Below are 15,155 nucleotides of genomic sequence, written 5' to 3' on the forward strand. Positions count from 1 at the left end.
GAACTGAACTGTTTCCAACAGTGTAACTCCAAAAGAAACTGGTGGCAAGGCGAATTCCTCACTCCGGAATCGCGATGCCCAGATGATGAAAAGCGCGCTCTGTGGCGACTCTTCCCCTGGGTGTCCGGTTCAAAAAACCGTTTTTTATCAGATACGGCTCGTACACATCCTCAATCGTACCGGAATCCTCCCCGATCGCCGCGGCCAGGGTTTCCAGACCGACCGGTCCTCCGGAAAACTTTTCAATGATGGTAAGAAGTATTTTCCGGTCTGTCTGGTCCAGTCCGTACTGATCCACCTCCAGCAGATCCAGTGCCAGCGAGGCCACCTCCTCCGTAATTTTTCCGTCAAACTGCACCATGGCAAAATCGCGGACCCTTTTCAGCAGCCGGTTGGACAGGCGGGGCGTACCGCGGGATCTTCTGGCCAGCTCCTCCGCGCCTTTCTCGTCAATCTCCACATTCAGGATAGCCGCGGAGTGGAGAACAATCTCCGTCAGCTCCTGTACCGTGTAAAATTCCATGTGCTGTACAACGCCGAACCGGTCACGCAGCGGAGCCGTCAGCAGGCCTGCCCTGGTCGTCGCGCCCACAAGCGTAAATCTGGGAAGCTCCAGCCGGACGCTTCTGGCGGAAGAACCTTTCCCGATCATGATGTCAATGGCATAATCCTCCATAGCCGGATACAGCACTTCCTCCACCTGGCGGTTCAGCCGGTGGATCTCATCTACAAAAAGAATATCTCCCTCCTGCAGATTGTTCAGGATGGCCGCCATCTCGCCCGGCTTCTCGATTGCCGGTCCGGAGGTCACCTTCAGGTGCGTTCCCATCTCGTTTGCGATAATTCCCGCCAGCGTTGTTTTTCCAAGGCCGGGTGGGCCGTAGAACAGCACATGGTCCAGGACATCTCCCCTTTGTTTCGCCGCCTCAATATATATTCTCAAATTCTGTTTGGCCTTTTCCTGGCCGATATATTCGTCCAGTGTCTGGGGACGCAGGCTTTTTTCCACCCGCACATCCTCATTCTGAACCTCTGTCTGAATAATCCGTTTCTCCATCTGTATTCTCCGGACAAATGCCTGTCACAGCGTCCGCCTGCGGGACGTAATCTATATAGGATGATTCCTGACCAAAGCCCCGCAGGCCTGCATGCAGGCAGCGAAGGCTCTCTTATCACATGATGTATTTCAGCGCCGCCTTCAGCACGGCTTCCGAATCCATATCGGCGGAAATTTCCACCTTGTGAACCGCCCGGAAGGCTTCCGTATTGGAATATCCCAGGGCGACCAGTGCCTGAATGGCGTCCGCCTCCGCCCCTCCTCCGGGCGCGGCAGTGTCTTTCTTTTCTTCAGACGCCTGCTGATGCTCCAGCTTTTTCTCAAAGGCATCCTCCAGCCGGAGCTTGTCCTTCAGCTCCAGAATCAGCTTCTGCGCCGTTTTCTGTCCGACACCGGGCGCCTTGGCGATCGCCTTCGCGTCATCGGACAAAACGGCAAACCGCAGGTCGTCCGCGGAGAGCACGGAAAGAATTCCAAGCGCGCCCTTTGGTCCCAGACCGCTGACATTCAGCATCATCCGGAACATTTCCAGGTCATCCTGTGACAGAAAACCGAAAAGCGTAAGCGCATCCTCCCGCACGTTCAGGTAGGTATAGAGCCGTGCTTCGTCTCCGACCCGGAGCCCGCTCTCCTGATAACCCGCAGGTATAAAGATACGGTATCCGATTCCGTGATTGTCCAGAAGAATGTAGTTTTCCCCCAGATATGAAACTGTCCCTTTAATGTATCCGATCATATATTATCTCCAAAACCGCTTCCCTATGCAATCCGCGCCCCACCCGAAGAAATCGAATAAGGCCGCGCTGCCTGTGGAAAACGTTTTTTATAACCTGTCTGTCAAGCTTTCGCACACTTGAACAGTATAACATACTTTAGGATTGTGATACAATTCGTATCAGACACTGCACTCGCAGCGAATCTGTCAGGAGAAGCGAAATGAAAATACTGGAAGAACCGGTCAGCAGGGCGCTGACGGAAGAGAAAGAATTATTTTTGCGACATCTGCTTGCAAAAGGAGAGCCAGTCTTTTTTGATATTGAGACAACCGGACTTTCGTGGCGGAACTCCCATATCTATCTGATCGGTGTGATCTTCCGCAAAAACGGCATCTGGACATTCCGGCAGTGGTTTCTGGACTCCCCCGTCGAAGAGGACGTCTGCCTGCGGGATTTTTACCGTTTTCTTGGGGATGCAGAGAAACAGGCTGTTGAAAACGGCAAGACCCTGTTTCTGGTTCACTTTAACGGAGATACCTTTGACATCCCTTATCTGCGCAGCAAGCTGGGATTTTACCGCATCAGCCCTCAGACCGGAGCGGACCGTTCTCTCTCTTTTCCCAGTCTGGATCTGTACCGCTGCGCCAGGCCGCTGAAACGGATTTTCCATCTGGGTTCTCTGCGCCAGAAGGATGTGGAATTATTTCTCGGCGCAGAAAGAGAGGATGTCTGTGACGGGGGAGAACTGATCCCCGTCTATCAGCAGTATCTCCGCACCGGCGACAGCAGCACAGAACGGATCCTTTTGCTGCACAACCACGATGATGTGACAGGGCTTCTCCGGATTCTTCCGGTGCTGGCCTATGATGTGCTTTTCCGGCAGGAGCCGGAATATTTTCAGAAGCCTTTATTCTCCGAACCAGGTGACGAAAACAACGAGGAAAATACAGATTCAGTATTCCTGAACGGCACACTGACGCTTCCTGTTCCGACAGGTTTTCAGGCAGCGTCCGACCTTGCCGTGTTTTCCGCGGAAGACTCCTCCTTTTCGCTGCAGATCCCGGCATACCGGGGAGAATTAAAGCTTTTCTTTCCCGACTATAAAAACTATTATTACCTGCCTGTCGAAGATCAGGCGATCCATAAAAGCGTCGCCGTTTACGTAGATCCGGAGCACAGGGAAAAAGCAAAAGCGTCCAACTGCTATCAGCGGGTGTCCGGACTTTTTCTTCCGCAGCCGGACGAACTGTTTTCTCCCGCCTTCCGCAGCGGATTCCATGACCGTCCGCTCTGGTTCCGCCCGGACGGGGAGTTTGGCAGAAATCCCGAAAAACTGTCGAAATACGCGTCTGTCCTGGCCGCCAGCTGTCTTGCCGCAGGCGGCACATCCAAAACATAAAGTCTGTTGGCCGCACAAGCAAAGGCACAATGTCTATATTGTGCATAAAAGAAAAAAGACGGCAGTGCCGTCTTTTTTCTTTTTCTAATGATGATGAAGCAGATGTCCGAACTGCTGTACTCGAAAGTACGCGTTCTGACAAAACCTGCTTATTCCTCTGTCTCGTACGCTTCGGAATCGCCGTCTTCACTGTCTCTCTCCAGCTGCTTGATGCTGAGGGAGATCTTTCTGTCGTCTCCGTTAAAGTCTGTGACCTTGGCGGTAACTTCCTGTCCCACGCTGAGTACATCGCTCGGTTTGTCAATGTGCTCCTTGGCGATCTGGGAAACATGAAGCAGGGCGTCTACACCGGGCTCCAGCTCTACAAACGCGCCGAAATCTGTCATCCGGGCAATCTTGCCGGTAACAACTGTGCCTACGGAATACTTCTCTCCCGCAGTCAGCCACGGATTCTCATCCGGGAACTTCAGGCTGAGGGCAATTCTGTCTCCCTTGATGTCCTTAATCAGAACCTTCAGCTTCTGTCCTACCTTCAGAATAGAACGCGGATTGTCCACACGTCCCCAGGACATCTCTGAAATATGAAGCAGTCCGTCCGCCCCGCCCAGATCGATAAACGCACCGAAGTCTGTAATATTCTTTACGGTTCCCTCTACAATATCGCCGGGCTGAATTCTCTCCAGGAGTTCCTCCTGCATTGCTTTCTTCTTCTCGACAATCAGCTGCTTGCGGTCACCGATGATGCGGCGGCGTCTGGGATCAAACTCGATGATGACAAATTCGATTTCCTGATCCAGATACTTGCCCAGGTCTTTCTCGTAGGTATCAGATACAAGGCTAGCCGGAATGAACACTCTTGCGCCGTCTACCAGGACGCTCAGTCCGCCGTTCAGGACCCGTACAACCTTTGCCTTCAGAACCTCATGGTTATTGAAAGCCTCCTCCAGCTTCTTGTTGCCCTTCTCTGCAGCCAGTCTCTTATAAGTAAGAATAACCTGGCCGTCTCCGTCGTTCACCTTGAGGACCTTAACCTCCATGGTGTCGCCTTCCTTGGCAACCGTGGTAAGATCAACGGATGAATCATTGGAATACTCATTTCTGGTAAGGATTCCGTCTGCCTTGTAGCCGATGTTCAAAATAATCTGATCCGGCTTTACGTCGATAACGGTTCCCTCTACCACTTCACCGTTTCTTACCGTTTTGAATGAGCTGTCCAGCATCTCCTGAAAAGTTTGTTCTTCTGACATTTTCCTGTGAACCTCCTCAATTATACTTTTTGGGGTAGATGCCCCTGCCGTAATACCTACGTGAGAAAATGATTGAAAAGGCTTCGTGTCCAAATCAACGAGTGTCTCGATAAAGTAAGTATTTTTGCATTCTTCCATGCAAATTTCATACAGCTTGCGGGTATTCGAACTATGCCTGCCGCCAATAACAACCATAGCATCTACCTGCTGCGCGATCTCCCGCGCTTCCGTCTGCCGTTTGTCAGTTGCACTGCAGACAGTGTTATTCACAGAGTTATAATATTCCTTTTTCCTGAAAATATCAACAATATCTTCAAATTTACCTGCATGAAATGTCGTCTGCGCAACAAGCACCGCCTCTGTTCTGGCCGGAAGCTCCAGTCTTTCCATTTCCTCCGCGGACTGCACCGCATAGACAGGGCCTGCCGCCCAGCCCATGATCCCCTGCACCTCCGGATGATCCGGGCTTCCCGCTATGATAACGGTTTTGCCCTCTTCCCCGGCCTTCCGCACGATGGTATGGATTTTTTTCACAAACGGGCAGGTCGCGTCCACCACCTTTACGCCGAGGCTTTCCATCTTTTTCTGTATTCTCTCCGGCACCCCGTGAGAGCGGATGATAATAACGCCACGGTGGACCTGTTCCAGTTCTTCCTCCGAATAAATGACCTGCACGCCTTTCCGGTTCAGCTCTTCCACAACCTGATCGTTATGGATGATCGGTCCGAACGTGTAAACCGGCCCGTCTGCATTTTCTATCTGATGAAAGCACTCCTCCACCGCCCGCTTCACGCCGAAGCAGAAGCCTGCGGATTCCGCCACTGTAATCTTCATGCCCTGATTCTCCGTTCTTTCGCAAGACTGACAATGCGCTCCGTTACCTGCGCGGCGTCCAGGCAGGATGAATCCAGCAGCACCGCGTCTTCCGCCTGTCTGAGCGGAGATATTTTTCTGGTCATGTCCTGGCGGTCCCTCTTCCGGATATCTTCCTCGATCTCCCGGAGATCCGCCTCCTGCCCCTTCGTCTTCAGCTCCAGGCACCGCCGCTCTGCGCGCGCTTCCACGCTGGCTGTCAGATACACCTTCAGGGGCGCATCCGGAAGGACAACCGTCCCGATGTCCCTCCCGTCCATCACCACATCATTTTTCCCTGCGATCTCCTGCTGCATGCGAACCAGCTTTTCCCTTACCGGAGCAAGCGCACTGATGCGGGAGGCCATCATGCCTGCTTTTTCTGTGCGTACGCGTTCCGTAACATCTTCACCGTTCAGGAAAACATGCTGTGTGCCGTTGATAATTTGAAGCGTCACATCCGCCCCCTCTGTCCCTTTGCTGACAGTCTCTTCGTTCTCTGTGTCCAAGCTGTGGTCCAGGAAATAAAGCCCTATGGCACGGTACATTGCCCCGGTATCGACATAGAGATACCCCAGCTTCTGTGCCACCGCCTTTGCCACTGTACTTTTTCCGGCTCCCGCCGGTCCGTCTATCGCTATCTGAAAACTCATATTCCTCTCCCGCTCTGTTCCTGCAGCCTTCCATCCGTATTCATACGCAGTATTTTTATATCGAATTGTATATTTTAGCAGTTTGTTTCTACGCTGGCTTCTGTTCCTATATTGTATACTATAATATAACACAGGTGTCAAAAGCACCTGCAGCACGCTGCAAATACACGGCAAGCTGTTAATCGAATAACAATCATCGGAAAAGCGTGTGCGTTGCCCTTCTGCATAGTTTCTCTCATTCTGCTCGAAGATCGAGCAACACATAAATTGAGTCTGGGCGTTTGGAGGTGTTTGGTCTCGATACACTGGCCGCGATACACCCGTGTCAGGAACTGGACTTATATCGGAAATATCTATATAATGAACTGGATCTTTAAGAAGAGACTCATAAAAGGTAAAAACAAATTTTCGGATTCAGGAGAAATAAGATGGATAAGGAAAAGGTAACAGGTTCAGCGCCGGCAGAATATAAAGATAATCTCCACGGCCAGCCGCTGGAGTTTTACGGAGAAAAATTCAGAGAGGCAGACCCGCAGGAGATTGCGGATCGGCTTCATCTTCCCTTTAACCGGGAGACCGGGGAGCTGTGTATCCGCTTCCTGGGTAAAAAATACCATATCAGCCATCCGGATTTTCATATCACCATGGCGGAACCGGGCATGGACGCTCTTTCCGGCAGCGACAGCGCCAGGATTCTGATGCTCCGCTACCTCTGTCTTTCCAGTCCCGCGCCTGCCACGGGAGAGTTTCTGTCCTTCCGGGATATGCCGGGGGGAGACCTGTATTTTAAGCAGTTCCAGGGAAGATGCATTTTCCGGCTGATCGGCAAGTACGGAAAACGGATCAACGTTTTCCGGGAGATCTGCGAAAAATTCGGCGCCAAAAAGGTGGATTACGCGGATGCCTGTTACGATTTTGAGCTGTTTGAGGGGCTGTTTGTCCGCCTGATCCTGTGGGAAGGGGATGAGGAATTCCCTGCCTCTGCCCAGATTCTTTTTTCCTCCAATTTCAGCACTGCATTTGAGACCTATGATCTTGCGGAGATCGGAGGCATTTTAATCGGTGCCATGGGAGGAATGGAAAAGTTTCATGAATAAAGCAAACGCACAGGTTTCCGATAACCTGATCAGCAGAATAAACGACCATTATTCATCTATGAGCAAAGGGCAGAAAAGGCTGGCGGATTACTGCATGGAGCATTACGAAAAGGCAGCCTTTATGACGGCGGCGGAGCTTGGCAGACAGGCAGAAGTCAGCGAATCAACAGCGGTTCGCTTTGCGGCACTGCTCGGCTACAGCGGGTTTCCGGAATTCCATGACAATCTGGAGGAAATGGTCCGCATGAAGCTGAATTCCATCCAGCGCATGGAGGTTACCTACGGCAGAATTCCCAGGGAAAAAATTCTGGACACCGTACTCCGCCATGACGAGAATAATATCCGCATGACGCTGGAGCAGACAGATAAAAAAGCTTTTCAGATGGCTGTGGATGACATTCTTCAGGCCAGAACCATTTACGTGGTGGGAATACGCAGCTGCGCCCCGCTGGCGGAATTCCTCAGTTTTTATCTGAAACAGATTTTTCCGGATGTCAGGCTGGTCAGCACGAACAATGCCAGTGAAATTTTTGAGCAGATGATCCGGATCAGTGAAAAAGATGTAGTGATAGGAATCAGTTTTCCCAGATATTCCATGCGCACCCTGAAGGCCATGGAATTCGCCAACAACAGAAATGCCAGAGTCATTACCATCACAGACAGTGTCCACTCGCCCATGAACCTGTATTCTTCCTGCAATCTGATTGCCAGAAGCGATATGGCTTCGATCGTGGACAGTCTGGTGGCTCCCCTGTCTGTGATCAATGCCCTGATTGTCGCGCTCTGCATGCGCAGGCAGAAGGAAGTTGTTTATACACTGAAAACCATGGAGCAGCTCTGGAAGGAATATCAGGTATATACCGGGGACGAGATTAACCGTCTGGATGATAAGGTAAGTCTATGAAATGTGTGATAATCGGCGGAGGCGCAGCCGGAATGGCGGCCGCCCTGTTTCTTGTGGAGGCAGGGGCAGAGGTCTGTGTGCTGGAACAAAATGAGAAGCTTGGCAAGAAGCTCTTTATAACGGGTAAGGGGCGCTGTAACTTTACGAATGCCTGTGATGTGGATGAGCTGTTTGCTCATATTGTGACAAATCCACGCTTCCTATACAGTTCCTTTTACGGATGGGACAGCAATCAGACCATAGATCTGTTTGAGAAGCTGGGGGTAAGAACGAAAATCGAGAGAGGAAACCGGGCGTTTCCTGCCTCTGACCACTCCTCGGATATCATCCGGGCGCTGGAAAAAAGGCTGCGCGAAAAAAAGGTACACATCTGCCTCCGGACAAAAGTATCGAAGCTTCTGACAGATGCGGGCGCAGACGGGAAAGAAAAAATAACAGGAGTGCTTCTGTCCGACGGAACTGCTGTATCCACGGACGCCGTGGTTCTGGCCACCGGAGGACTTTCCTATCCCTCGACAGGCGCGACCGGGGACGGCTATCACTTTGCGGAAGAAACCGGGCACAGGATAGCCCCATGCAGGCCTGCCCTTGTTCCGCTTGTTGCGGCGGAAGCCTATATTCCGAGAATGCAGGGACTGTCTCTGCGCAATGTAACACTACGTATTCCCTATGAAAAGAAAAAAGAGTTCAAAGAATTCGGAGAACTCCTTTTCACACATTTCGGCATCTCCGGACCGCTGGCACTCTCCGCCAGCTCTTATATCGGCAGTGCTCTGGAGGAAAATCAAAAAAAAGGCGGAGAAGGTCTTTCGGCCTCTCTGGATCTGAAACCGGCGCTGACGGAAAAACAGCTGGACGACAGACTGCTCCGTGAGTTCGGAGAAGCGAAAAATAAAGAATTTAAGAATGTGATACCGGGACTTTTTCCGGCCAGCCTCCGGCCGGTCATGCTGGAGCTGTCCGGAATACCCGGAGAAAAACCTGTCCGTGAGGTCACAAAGGAAGAACGAAAACGCTTCATCGCTCTGATCAAATCCTTTCCTTTTACCATTACAGGAACCAGGAGCTATAATGAGGCGATCATCACACAGGGAGGGGTCTCTGTGAGGGATGTCAACCCGTCCACCATGGAATCCAGACGTGTCAGCGGCCTTTTCTTCGCAGGAGAAGTCCTAGATCTGGATGGCGTGACGGGAGGCTATAACCTGCAGATCGCATGGGCGACCGCACATACCGCGGCGGAGGGGATTCTGAAAAAATAAACGCGGCACAATTAATAGAGCAAACAAAAGAATCCCTGTCCGGAAAACAACAGCAGGTATGGACATCAAGCCATGCGGAGCATGACAAAAATGCGCATCCCTGCTGTTTTCCCTGTATTATTCCTGATAATGGTGCGCGTCCTGCAGCACCATGTCCTTTACCTTCATCAGACGGACCTGTGTGCTCCGCTCGTTTTCGTCCAGTTTGTTGGAGATATAGCGGATGTGTTCTCTTGTCTCCGGAATGATAACGTGTTCCAGCGCGTTGACGCGGCGCCGTGTTTTCTCGATCTCCGAAGCCATCAGCTGACAGGACTTTTCCACCTCCGCCAGCTTGAGCATGTCCGGAAAAACCTCCGACAGTGAATACACAGCCCCGTCCAGATCGCTGGACGTAAAAGCATAGCCATAAGAATAGATGTCGTTTTTATCTGATGTGCGGGTCGTCCAGTCAAAGACCGGTATATCCACGCTCATCACATTTTTCTTCCCGGACTTCAGATAGACCTCCTGCTTGGGGGTCATAAGCGCCGTCCGCAGGGCTTCCTCTGACATTCCGGCTTTCGCCAGGACAAAATTCCGGTTGGCGTTCTGAATGCCTTTTTCCACCTTTTTCCGAAGTTCCATATTCTCCCGGACAAGATCCATGAACTGACGCATCAGTTCGTCGCGCTTATCCTTCAGAAGCCGATGGCCTTTTTCCGCCGTCACCAGTTTTTTCTTCTGTCTGGTGAGCTCCATTCTGGTCGCATTCACCTGTGAAGCCGCCATGTAAAGCCTCCTTTTTTCTGTAACTATTCCATAATTTGAGCCATGTCACGACAGGCGCGGGAAGCCGTAACTACAGCTCCGGCTCTTCTCCCGCCTGCACAATTACGGAATTCACAACCGCGGCACGAATGCCGCCGCGTTATTTCTTATCGTAATACTGATCCAGCATGGCATCCGGGATACGTTTCAGCTCCGATCTGGGAAGAATGCGGAGCAGCTCCCAGCCGAGATCCAGCGTCTCCTGAATGCTGCGGTCCGTGTTGTAGCCCTGAGAGATATACCGGCTCTCAAATTCATCCGCGAACTTCGCGTAGATCAGATCGATGTCGGTAAGAGCCGCCTCTCCCAGAATGACCATCAGCTCCTTGGCATCCTTGCCGCGGGCATAAGCCGCAAACAGCTGGTTCATGGTAGCCGCATGGTCGGCCCTGGTCTTGCCCTCGCCGATTCCCTTATCCTTCAGCCGGGACAGGGAAGGCAGCACGTCGATCGGCGGTGTGACGCCTTTCCGGTACAGCTCCCTGCTCAGGATAACCTGTCCCTCTGTAATATATCCGGTAAGGTCCGGGATGGGGTGCGTCTTATCATCCTCAGGCATGGTCAGAATCGGGATCATGGTGATGGATCCGTCTTTTCCCTTCTGCCGTCCTGCGCGTTCATACATCTGCGCAAGATCGGTGTACATGTAGCCGGGATATCCGCGCCGTCCGGGCACCTCTTTCCGCGCCGCGGAAATCTCACGCAGGGCGTCGGCGTAGTTCGTAATATCGGTCAGGATGACCAGCACGTGCATTCCTTTTTCAAAGGCAAGGTATTCCGCCGCCGTCAGAGCCATACGGGGAGTGGAAATACGCTCAACTGCCGGATCGTTGGCAAGGTTGATAAACAGTACTGTCCGGTCCAGCGCTCCTGTCTCCCGGAAGGACTCCTGGAAGAAGTTCGCCTCCTCGAAGGTAATACCCATAGCCGCAAAAACAACGGCAAACGGTTCGTCAGTCCCGACTACCTTTGCCTGCCGGGCGATCTGCGCGGCAAGCCGGTTATGCGGCAGTCCGGAGGCGGAAAAGATCGGCAGCTTCTGCCCGCGGACCAGTGTATTCAATCCGTCAATCGCGGATACACCGGTCTGAATAAATTCCGCCGGGTACACCCGCGCCGCCGGGTTCATCGGCAGTCCGTTGATATCCATTCTGGCTTCCGGGATGATCTCCGGTCCGCCGTCAATGGTCCGTCCCAGTCCGTCAAACACACGGCCGAGCATATCCTCGGATACTCCAAGCTCCATCACTCTGCCCAGGAAGCGGACCTTGCTGTTGGACAGATTAATTCCTGTGGAGGATTCAAACAGCTGCACCAGCGCGTTGGAGCCGTCAATCTCCAGTACCTTGCAGCGGCGGATCTCCCCGTTCGCCAGCTCGATCTCTCCCAGCTCGTTATATTTTACGTTTTCAACTCCCTTTACCAGCATCAGAGGACCGGCAACTTCCTGAATGGTACGATATTCCTTTGCCATCTTTGATCAGTCCTCCTTTCCTGTAAGCGGCGCAATTTCTTTAATAATTTCTTCCTTCACCTTCGGATACTCCTGTCCGATTTGGTCTTCCTTTACATATTTGAAACGGCCGATGGCCTCGCGGACCGGAAGCTTTACCAGATCGTTAATGTCCGCTCCTTCCTTCAGCGCCTTTGTTCCCTGTTTGTAGTATTCATACACCAGCTTCATCATATCGTACTGCTTCTGAAGAGAGGTGTAGGTATCAATCTCATCGAAGGAGTTCTGGTGCAGGAAATCCTCACGAATAGACCTTGCGGCCTCCATTTTCAGACGGTCCTGCGGTGAAAGCGCGTCCATTCCGACCATCTTGACAATCTCATTGAGCGAAGCCTCATCCTGAAGCAGACTCATCAGATTCTGCCGGGTTTCCATCCAGTCACTCTCGACGTTCTTATTAAACCAGGGCTCCAGGTCATCCAGATACAGGCTGTAGGAAGTCAGCCAGTTGATCGCAGGGAAATGCCGCTGATACGCCAGCTCCGCGTCCAGACCCCAGAACACCTTGACAATACGCAGGGTAGCCTGGGAAACCGGCTCGGAGATATCGCCTCCGGGCGGTGAAACTGCTCCGATTGCGGAGAGCTGTCCTTCCCTGCCGTTTTTACCCAGGGAAATAACACGGCCGGCGCGCTCGTAAAACTGTGCCAGACGGGAACCCAGATAAGCCGGGTATCCTTCCTCGCCGGGCATCTCCTCCAGACGGCCGGACATCTCACGGAGAGCCTCCGCCCAACGGGACGTGGAATCCGCCATCAGCGCGACGGAATATCCCATGTCACGAAAATACTCCGCCATGGTAATTCCTGTATAAATGGATGCCTCTCTGGCAGCTACGGGCATATCGGAGGTATTGGCGATCAGTATGGTCCTCTTCATCAGAGATTCGCCTGTTCGGGGATCCTTCAGCTCCGGAAATTCATTCAGAACATCCGTCATTTCGTTTCCGCGCTCTCCGCAGCCGATATAGACGACAATATCTGCCTCGGACCACTTGGCCAGCTGGTGCTGTGTGACCGTCTTGCCGGAACCGAAAGGTCCGGGAATGGCGGCAACACCGCCCTTGGCAATCGGGAAGAAAGCATCAATAACCCGCTGCCCGGTGATCAGCGGCATATCCGGCGGAAGTTTTTTCGCATAGGGTCTGCCGCGGCGCACCGGCCACTTCTGCATCAGCGTCAGCGGGCGTTCTCCTTTCTCTGTCTGTACAACGGCAATCGTCTCCTCCACCGTGTAGGAACCGGACTGTATGCTCTTCAGCGTGCCCTTCACCCCGTACGGAACCATGATTTTCTGCTCCACCACAGTGGTCTCCTGAACGGTTCCGAGAATGTCTCCGGCCTCTACCTCTTCTCCCGGCTGTGCCGTTGCGTGAAATTCCCATTTTTTCTCCCTGTCCAGGGCAGGCACCTCCACTCCTCTGGACAGCAGATTGCTGTGGGTTTTCTCCATGATTTTGTTCAGGGGTCTCTGAATACCGTCATAGATAGAGCCCATCAGTCCGGGTCCCAGCTCTACAGAAAGCGGACTGTCTGTGGATTCCACGGGCTCGCCCGGTCCCAGGCCGCTGGTCTCCTCGTATACCTGAATCGAAGCCTGATCGCCGTGCATTTCAATAATCTCTCCGATCAGCCTCTGGCTGCTGACGCGGACAACATCACCCATGTTCGCATCCCGCATCCCTGTGGCAATAACCAGCGGTCCGGCTACTTTTTTAATTACGCCTTTGCTCATAATACGTGCCTTTCTTTTGTCAGCCAAACAGTATATCACTGCCGACGGCCTGTTCTACGGATTTTCTGACGGCCCGGACGCCGCTTCCTGTATTTCCGGAGACACCCGGAATCAGAATAATGGCGGGGAGGATACGCTCCTTATACCGGTCAATCTCTTTTCCCAGAGATGCCGCAAGTTTTTCTGTCATATAAATGATCCCGTACTCTCCATCCGCCAGTGTCCGGAGGGTCCTGGCCGCTTTTTCCGTCTCCCCGTCTTTGACCGGAAAGATGGTAAGGCCAAGAGCAGAAAAACCATAGATGCTGTCATAATCTCCCATGACTGCAATCTTAAACATACATGTCCCTTACCCTTTCCCGGATATCTTCTTCCGTAAACCCGTTTGCCTTCGCCGTCAGGATAATACGTGCCATCTTAATTTCATTCTGCCTTGCCAGATAATAGGCCGCAACCGGTCCGGCCGAATCCGTATTGCGTTTCTGAAGCTTCAGATTGGCCATCAGCCGGTTGTCACACCATTTTTCAAACGCGGAAGGAGACTTTTTCAGCGCCTCCGCACCTTCGCGGAATCCGTGTCCCTCCAGATAAGAGAGAAGTCCCTCCTCGCTTCTGGCGGCAGCCTCTCCAAGTGCTTTTACATCCAGCCCGTCGCAGGGCGCAAGCGCCTCTTTCAGAAAATGGACGGATTTTCCGGTCCGTGCAGCCCGCGCCGCAATCTTAATATCTGTTGTAACCGCGTTAGACTCCGCGTAGGATTTCAGCATAGCGTCCCCGGAAGCACGGCCCGCGCTGATCATAGCCTCCAGGCATCCCCTGTCTACAATGATGTCGCAGCGCTGTCCGTCCATGGTCTGCAGCATAATCTCGTATGCTTCCTTCGCGGTGTTCTGCATATGCTCCGGCAGCCGGTAGAAGGTTTTTTCCTGAAGGATTTTTACGACATCCTTCTTGCTGAAATCCTCCAGATCATAGAACACACCCTCGAAATCCTCGCTGGTGCAGATCTCCTTGATCCCGGCCTTCAGATTATGGTAATACTGCGGAAGGGACAGGACATCCTGCACGGCTTTCGGCACCTTCAGTTCCCGGAGAATCCGATGATTCTTTTTCTCCTCCGCCTCCAGCATGCTTTCCGCATCCCGGCCGGTATCTGAGGTACCCCAGCCTTTGTCGGAGAGAAACGCAAGCACCTCTCCTTCACTCTTCATGGCTGTCATCTGTCGGACATCCGCATCGCTTAAAAGCCACTTTTCTCTGGCACGGATACGCGCAACGGCAAAGATATAATCACTGTTACTCATTTGCGCACTCCTTTACCACAATATTTTATTCACAATATCCTGCAGTGTTTCCCGCTTTTCTTCAAACAGGGCGCGAAGGCTGCAGTTTTCGTCAATACCTCCGTAACGCAGAACAAAACCATTTTCGATATCTGCCGGAGTCCGGGAAACCGTCAGGCTTCCGTTCTTTTTCACGGCAGCCCTGTTCGCCTTTTCCTCAAAATCCACCGGAAGACGTTCCAGATCTCTTTTTCCGAACAGAATCTCGCCGGTCTGCCCTTCTTCCGCTTCCCTCTGCAGAATTCCTTCCAGCATGGAGAAATAATCTGCTTCGTCCTGTTCCGCAAGCCTTGCATAAGCCTTTTCGATCGCCTCGCCGATCATCTTCTGCTTCGCGGAAAGAACGGCCTGGCGCCTCCGCATCTCTTTCTGAGACTGCAGGCGCTCGGAGTAAACGGCCAGATCGTGTTCTGTTCGGGAAGCGGCTTTCTGCCTGATCTTTTCCGCGTCCGTCCGGGCGGCATTCCTTATTTCCTCTGCCTGTTCCCTGGCGCTGTCGATGATTTTGTCCGCTTCCTTCTGCGCATCCTGCAGGATTTCCTCCGTAATTGCCTCAATTCCTGCCATA

At 52.5% G+C, this 15,155-nt stretch carries 14 protein-coding genes; 4 read left to right on the forward strand and 10 right to left on the reverse strand.

The window, feature by feature from the left end; translation table 11 throughout:
• Nucleotides 1-58: 58 nt before the first annotated feature.
• Both ruvB and ruvA read right to left on the reverse strand, forming a co-directional pair.
• A complete protein-coding gene (gene ruvB / locus FYJ60_RS01185) occupies nucleotides 59-1,057 on the reverse strand; it encodes a Holliday junction branch migration DNA helicase RuvB (protein ID WP_154456761.1) in 999 nt (332 codons plus the stop codon).
• A gap of 115 nt (nucleotides 1,058-1,172) precedes the next feature.
• Complete coding sequence (gene ruvA, locus FYJ60_RS01190) at nucleotides 1,173-1,793, reverse strand: Holliday junction branch migration protein RuvA (protein ID WP_154456762.1); 621 nt, start codon at nucleotides 1,791-1,793, stop codon at nucleotides 1,173-1,175.
• A 200-nt stretch (nucleotides 1,794-1,993) separates the two neighbouring features.
• On the opposite strand from ruvA, the gene FYJ60_RS01195 reads away from it, so the two are divergent.
• Nucleotides 1,994-3,172 carry a ribonuclease H-like domain-containing protein gene (locus FYJ60_RS01195; RefSeq protein WP_154456763.1) on the forward strand — a complete coding sequence of 393 codons (1,179 nt, stop codon included), beginning with the start codon at nucleotides 1,994-1,996 and terminating at the stop codon, nucleotides 3,170-3,172.
• Between the two features lie 149 nt (nucleotides 3,173-3,321).
• Here the strand turns inward: FYJ60_RS01195 and FYJ60_RS01200 are convergent, their stop codons facing one another.
• On the reverse strand, nucleotides 3,322-5,253 hold the full coding sequence (locus FYJ60_RS01200; protein WP_154456764.1) for a bifunctional 4-hydroxy-3-methylbut-2-enyl diphosphate reductase/30S ribosomal protein S1: 1,932 nt from the start codon (nucleotides 5,251-5,253) through the stop codon (nucleotides 3,322-3,324).
• Nucleotides 5,250-5,924, reverse strand: coding sequence for a (d)CMP kinase (gene cmk / locus FYJ60_RS01205; protein WP_154456765.1), 675 nt, complete (start codon nucleotides 5,922-5,924; stop codon nucleotides 5,250-5,252). The genes FYJ60_RS01200 and cmk overlap by 4 nt, the downstream gene beginning before the upstream one ends.
• A 428-nt stretch (nucleotides 5,925-6,352) precedes the next feature.
• On the opposite strand from cmk, the gene FYJ60_RS01210 reads away from it, so the two are divergent.
• The 3 genes from FYJ60_RS01210 to FYJ60_RS01220 are packed head-to-tail and all read left to right on the forward strand — an operon-like array spanning nucleotide 6,353 to nucleotide 9,187.
• Nucleotides 6,353-7,021 carry a DUF3786 domain-containing protein gene (locus FYJ60_RS01210; protein ID WP_154456766.1) on the forward strand — a complete coding sequence of 223 codons (669 nt, stop codon included), beginning with the start codon at nucleotides 6,353-6,355 and terminating at the stop codon, nucleotides 7,019-7,021.
• Nucleotides 7,014-7,925, forward strand: coding sequence for a MurR/RpiR family transcriptional regulator (locus tag FYJ60_RS01215; protein ID WP_154456767.1), 912 nt, complete (start codon nucleotides 7,014-7,016; stop codon nucleotides 7,923-7,925). Before FYJ60_RS01210 ends, FYJ60_RS01215 begins: the two co-directional genes overlap by 8 nt.
• Nucleotides 7,922-9,187: a BaiN/RdsA family NAD(P)/FAD-dependent oxidoreductase gene (locus FYJ60_RS01220; RefSeq protein WP_154456768.1), complete on the forward strand. Its 1,266-nt coding sequence runs from the start codon at nucleotides 7,922-7,924 to the stop codon at nucleotides 9,185-9,187. The genes FYJ60_RS01215 and FYJ60_RS01220 overlap by 4 nt, the downstream gene beginning before the upstream one ends.
• A gap of 117 nt (nucleotides 9,188-9,304) precedes the next feature.
• Here FYJ60_RS01220 and FYJ60_RS01225 read toward each other — a convergent pair whose 3' ends face one another.
• From FYJ60_RS01225 to FYJ60_RS01250, 6 genes are all read right to left on the reverse strand, one after another.
• On the reverse strand, nucleotides 9,305-9,958 hold the full coding sequence (locus FYJ60_RS01225) for a V-type ATP synthase subunit D (RefSeq protein ID WP_154456769.1): 654 nt from the start codon (nucleotides 9,956-9,958) through the stop codon (nucleotides 9,305-9,307).
• 139 nt (nucleotides 9,959-10,097) lie between these two features.
• Complete coding sequence (locus FYJ60_RS01230) at nucleotides 10,098-11,471, reverse strand: V-type ATP synthase subunit B (RefSeq protein WP_154456770.1); 1,374 nt, start codon at nucleotides 11,469-11,471, stop codon at nucleotides 10,098-10,100.
• Nucleotides 11,472-11,477: 6 nt separating this feature from the next.
• Nucleotides 11,478-13,244 carry a V-type ATP synthase subunit A gene (locus FYJ60_RS01235; protein ID WP_154456771.1) on the reverse strand — a complete coding sequence of 589 codons (1,767 nt, stop codon included), beginning with the start codon at nucleotides 13,242-13,244 and terminating at the stop codon, nucleotides 11,478-11,480.
• 19 nt (nucleotides 13,245-13,263) lie between these two features.
• Complete coding sequence (locus FYJ60_RS01240) at nucleotides 13,264-13,584, reverse strand: V-type ATP synthase subunit F (RefSeq protein ID WP_154456772.1); 321 nt, start codon at nucleotides 13,582-13,584, stop codon at nucleotides 13,264-13,266.
• Nucleotides 13,577-14,548 (reverse strand): V-type ATPase subunit, encoded by a 972-nt coding sequence (locus tag FYJ60_RS01245; protein WP_154456773.1) that lies wholly within the window; start codon nucleotides 14,546-14,548, stop codon nucleotides 13,577-13,579. Before FYJ60_RS01245 ends, FYJ60_RS01240 begins: the two co-directional genes overlap by 8 nt.
• 12 nt (nucleotides 14,549-14,560) lie before the next feature.
• The gene (locus tag FYJ60_RS01250) at nucleotides 14,561-15,154 is read right to left on the reverse strand and encodes a V-type ATP synthase subunit E (RefSeq protein ID WP_154456774.1); all 594 of its coding nucleotides are present in this window, start codon (nucleotides 15,152-15,154) and stop codon (nucleotides 14,561-14,563) included.
• Between the last annotated feature and the right edge of the window lies 1 nt (nucleotide 15,155).

The sequence above is a fragment of the Bilifractor porci genome, from assembly GCF_009696005.1.
Taxonomy (GTDB): domain Bacteria; phylum Bacillota; class Clostridia; order Lachnospirales; family Lachnospiraceae; genus Bilifractor; species Bilifractor porci.

Bases quoted from the DNA above. Each gene is read 5' to 3' on its own strand.
- FYJ60_RS01240 (WP_154456772.1), bottom strand. From the start codon at position 13,584: ATGTTTAAGATTGCAGTCATGGGAGATTATGACAGCATCTATGGTTTT.
- ruvA (WP_154456762.1), bottom strand. From the start codon at position 1,793: ATGATCGGATACATTAAAGGGACAGTTTCATATCTGGGGGAAAACTAC.
- FYJ60_RS01195 (WP_154456763.1), top strand. From the start codon at position 1,994: ATGAAAATACTGGAAGAACCGGTCAGCAGGGCGCTGACGGAAGAGAAA.
- FYJ60_RS01220 (WP_154456768.1), top strand. From the start codon at position 7,922: ATGAAATGTGTGATAATCGGCGGAGGCGCAGCCGGAATGGCGGCCGCC.
- FYJ60_RS01235 (WP_154456771.1), bottom strand. From the start codon at position 13,244: ATGAGCAAAGGCGTAATTAAAAAAGTAGCCGGACCGCTGGTTATTGCC.
- FYJ60_RS01225 (WP_154456769.1), bottom strand. From the start codon at position 9,958: ATGGCGGCTTCACAGGTGAATGCGACCAGAATGGAGCTCACCAGACAG.
- FYJ60_RS01250 (WP_154456774.1), bottom strand. From the start codon at position 15,154: ATGGCAGGAATTGAGGCAATTACGGAGGAAATCCTGCAGGATGCGCAG.
- FYJ60_RS01200 (WP_154456764.1), bottom strand. From the start codon at position 5,253: ATGAAGATTACAGTGGCGGAATCCGCAGGCTTCTGCTTCGGCGTGAAG.
- FYJ60_RS01215 (WP_154456767.1), top strand. From the start codon at position 7,014: ATGAATAAAGCAAACGCACAGGTTTCCGATAACCTGATCAGCAGAATA.
- ruvB (WP_154456761.1), bottom strand. From the start codon at position 1,057: ATGGAGAAACGGATTATTCAGACAGAGGTTCAGAATGAGGATGTGCGG.
- FYJ60_RS01230 (WP_154456770.1), bottom strand. From the start codon at position 11,471: ATGGCAAAGGAATATCGTACCATTCAGGAAGTTGCCGGTCCTCTGATG.
- cmk (WP_154456765.1), bottom strand. From the start codon at position 5,924: ATGAGTTTTCAGATAGCGATAGACGGACCGGCGGGAGCCGGAAAAAGT.
- FYJ60_RS01245 (WP_154456773.1), bottom strand. From the start codon at position 14,548: ATGAGTAACAGTGATTATATCTTTGCCGTTGCGCGTATCCGTGCCAGA.
- FYJ60_RS01210 (WP_154456766.1), top strand. From the start codon at position 6,353: ATGGATAAGGAAAAGGTAACAGGTTCAGCGCCGGCAGAATATAAAGAT.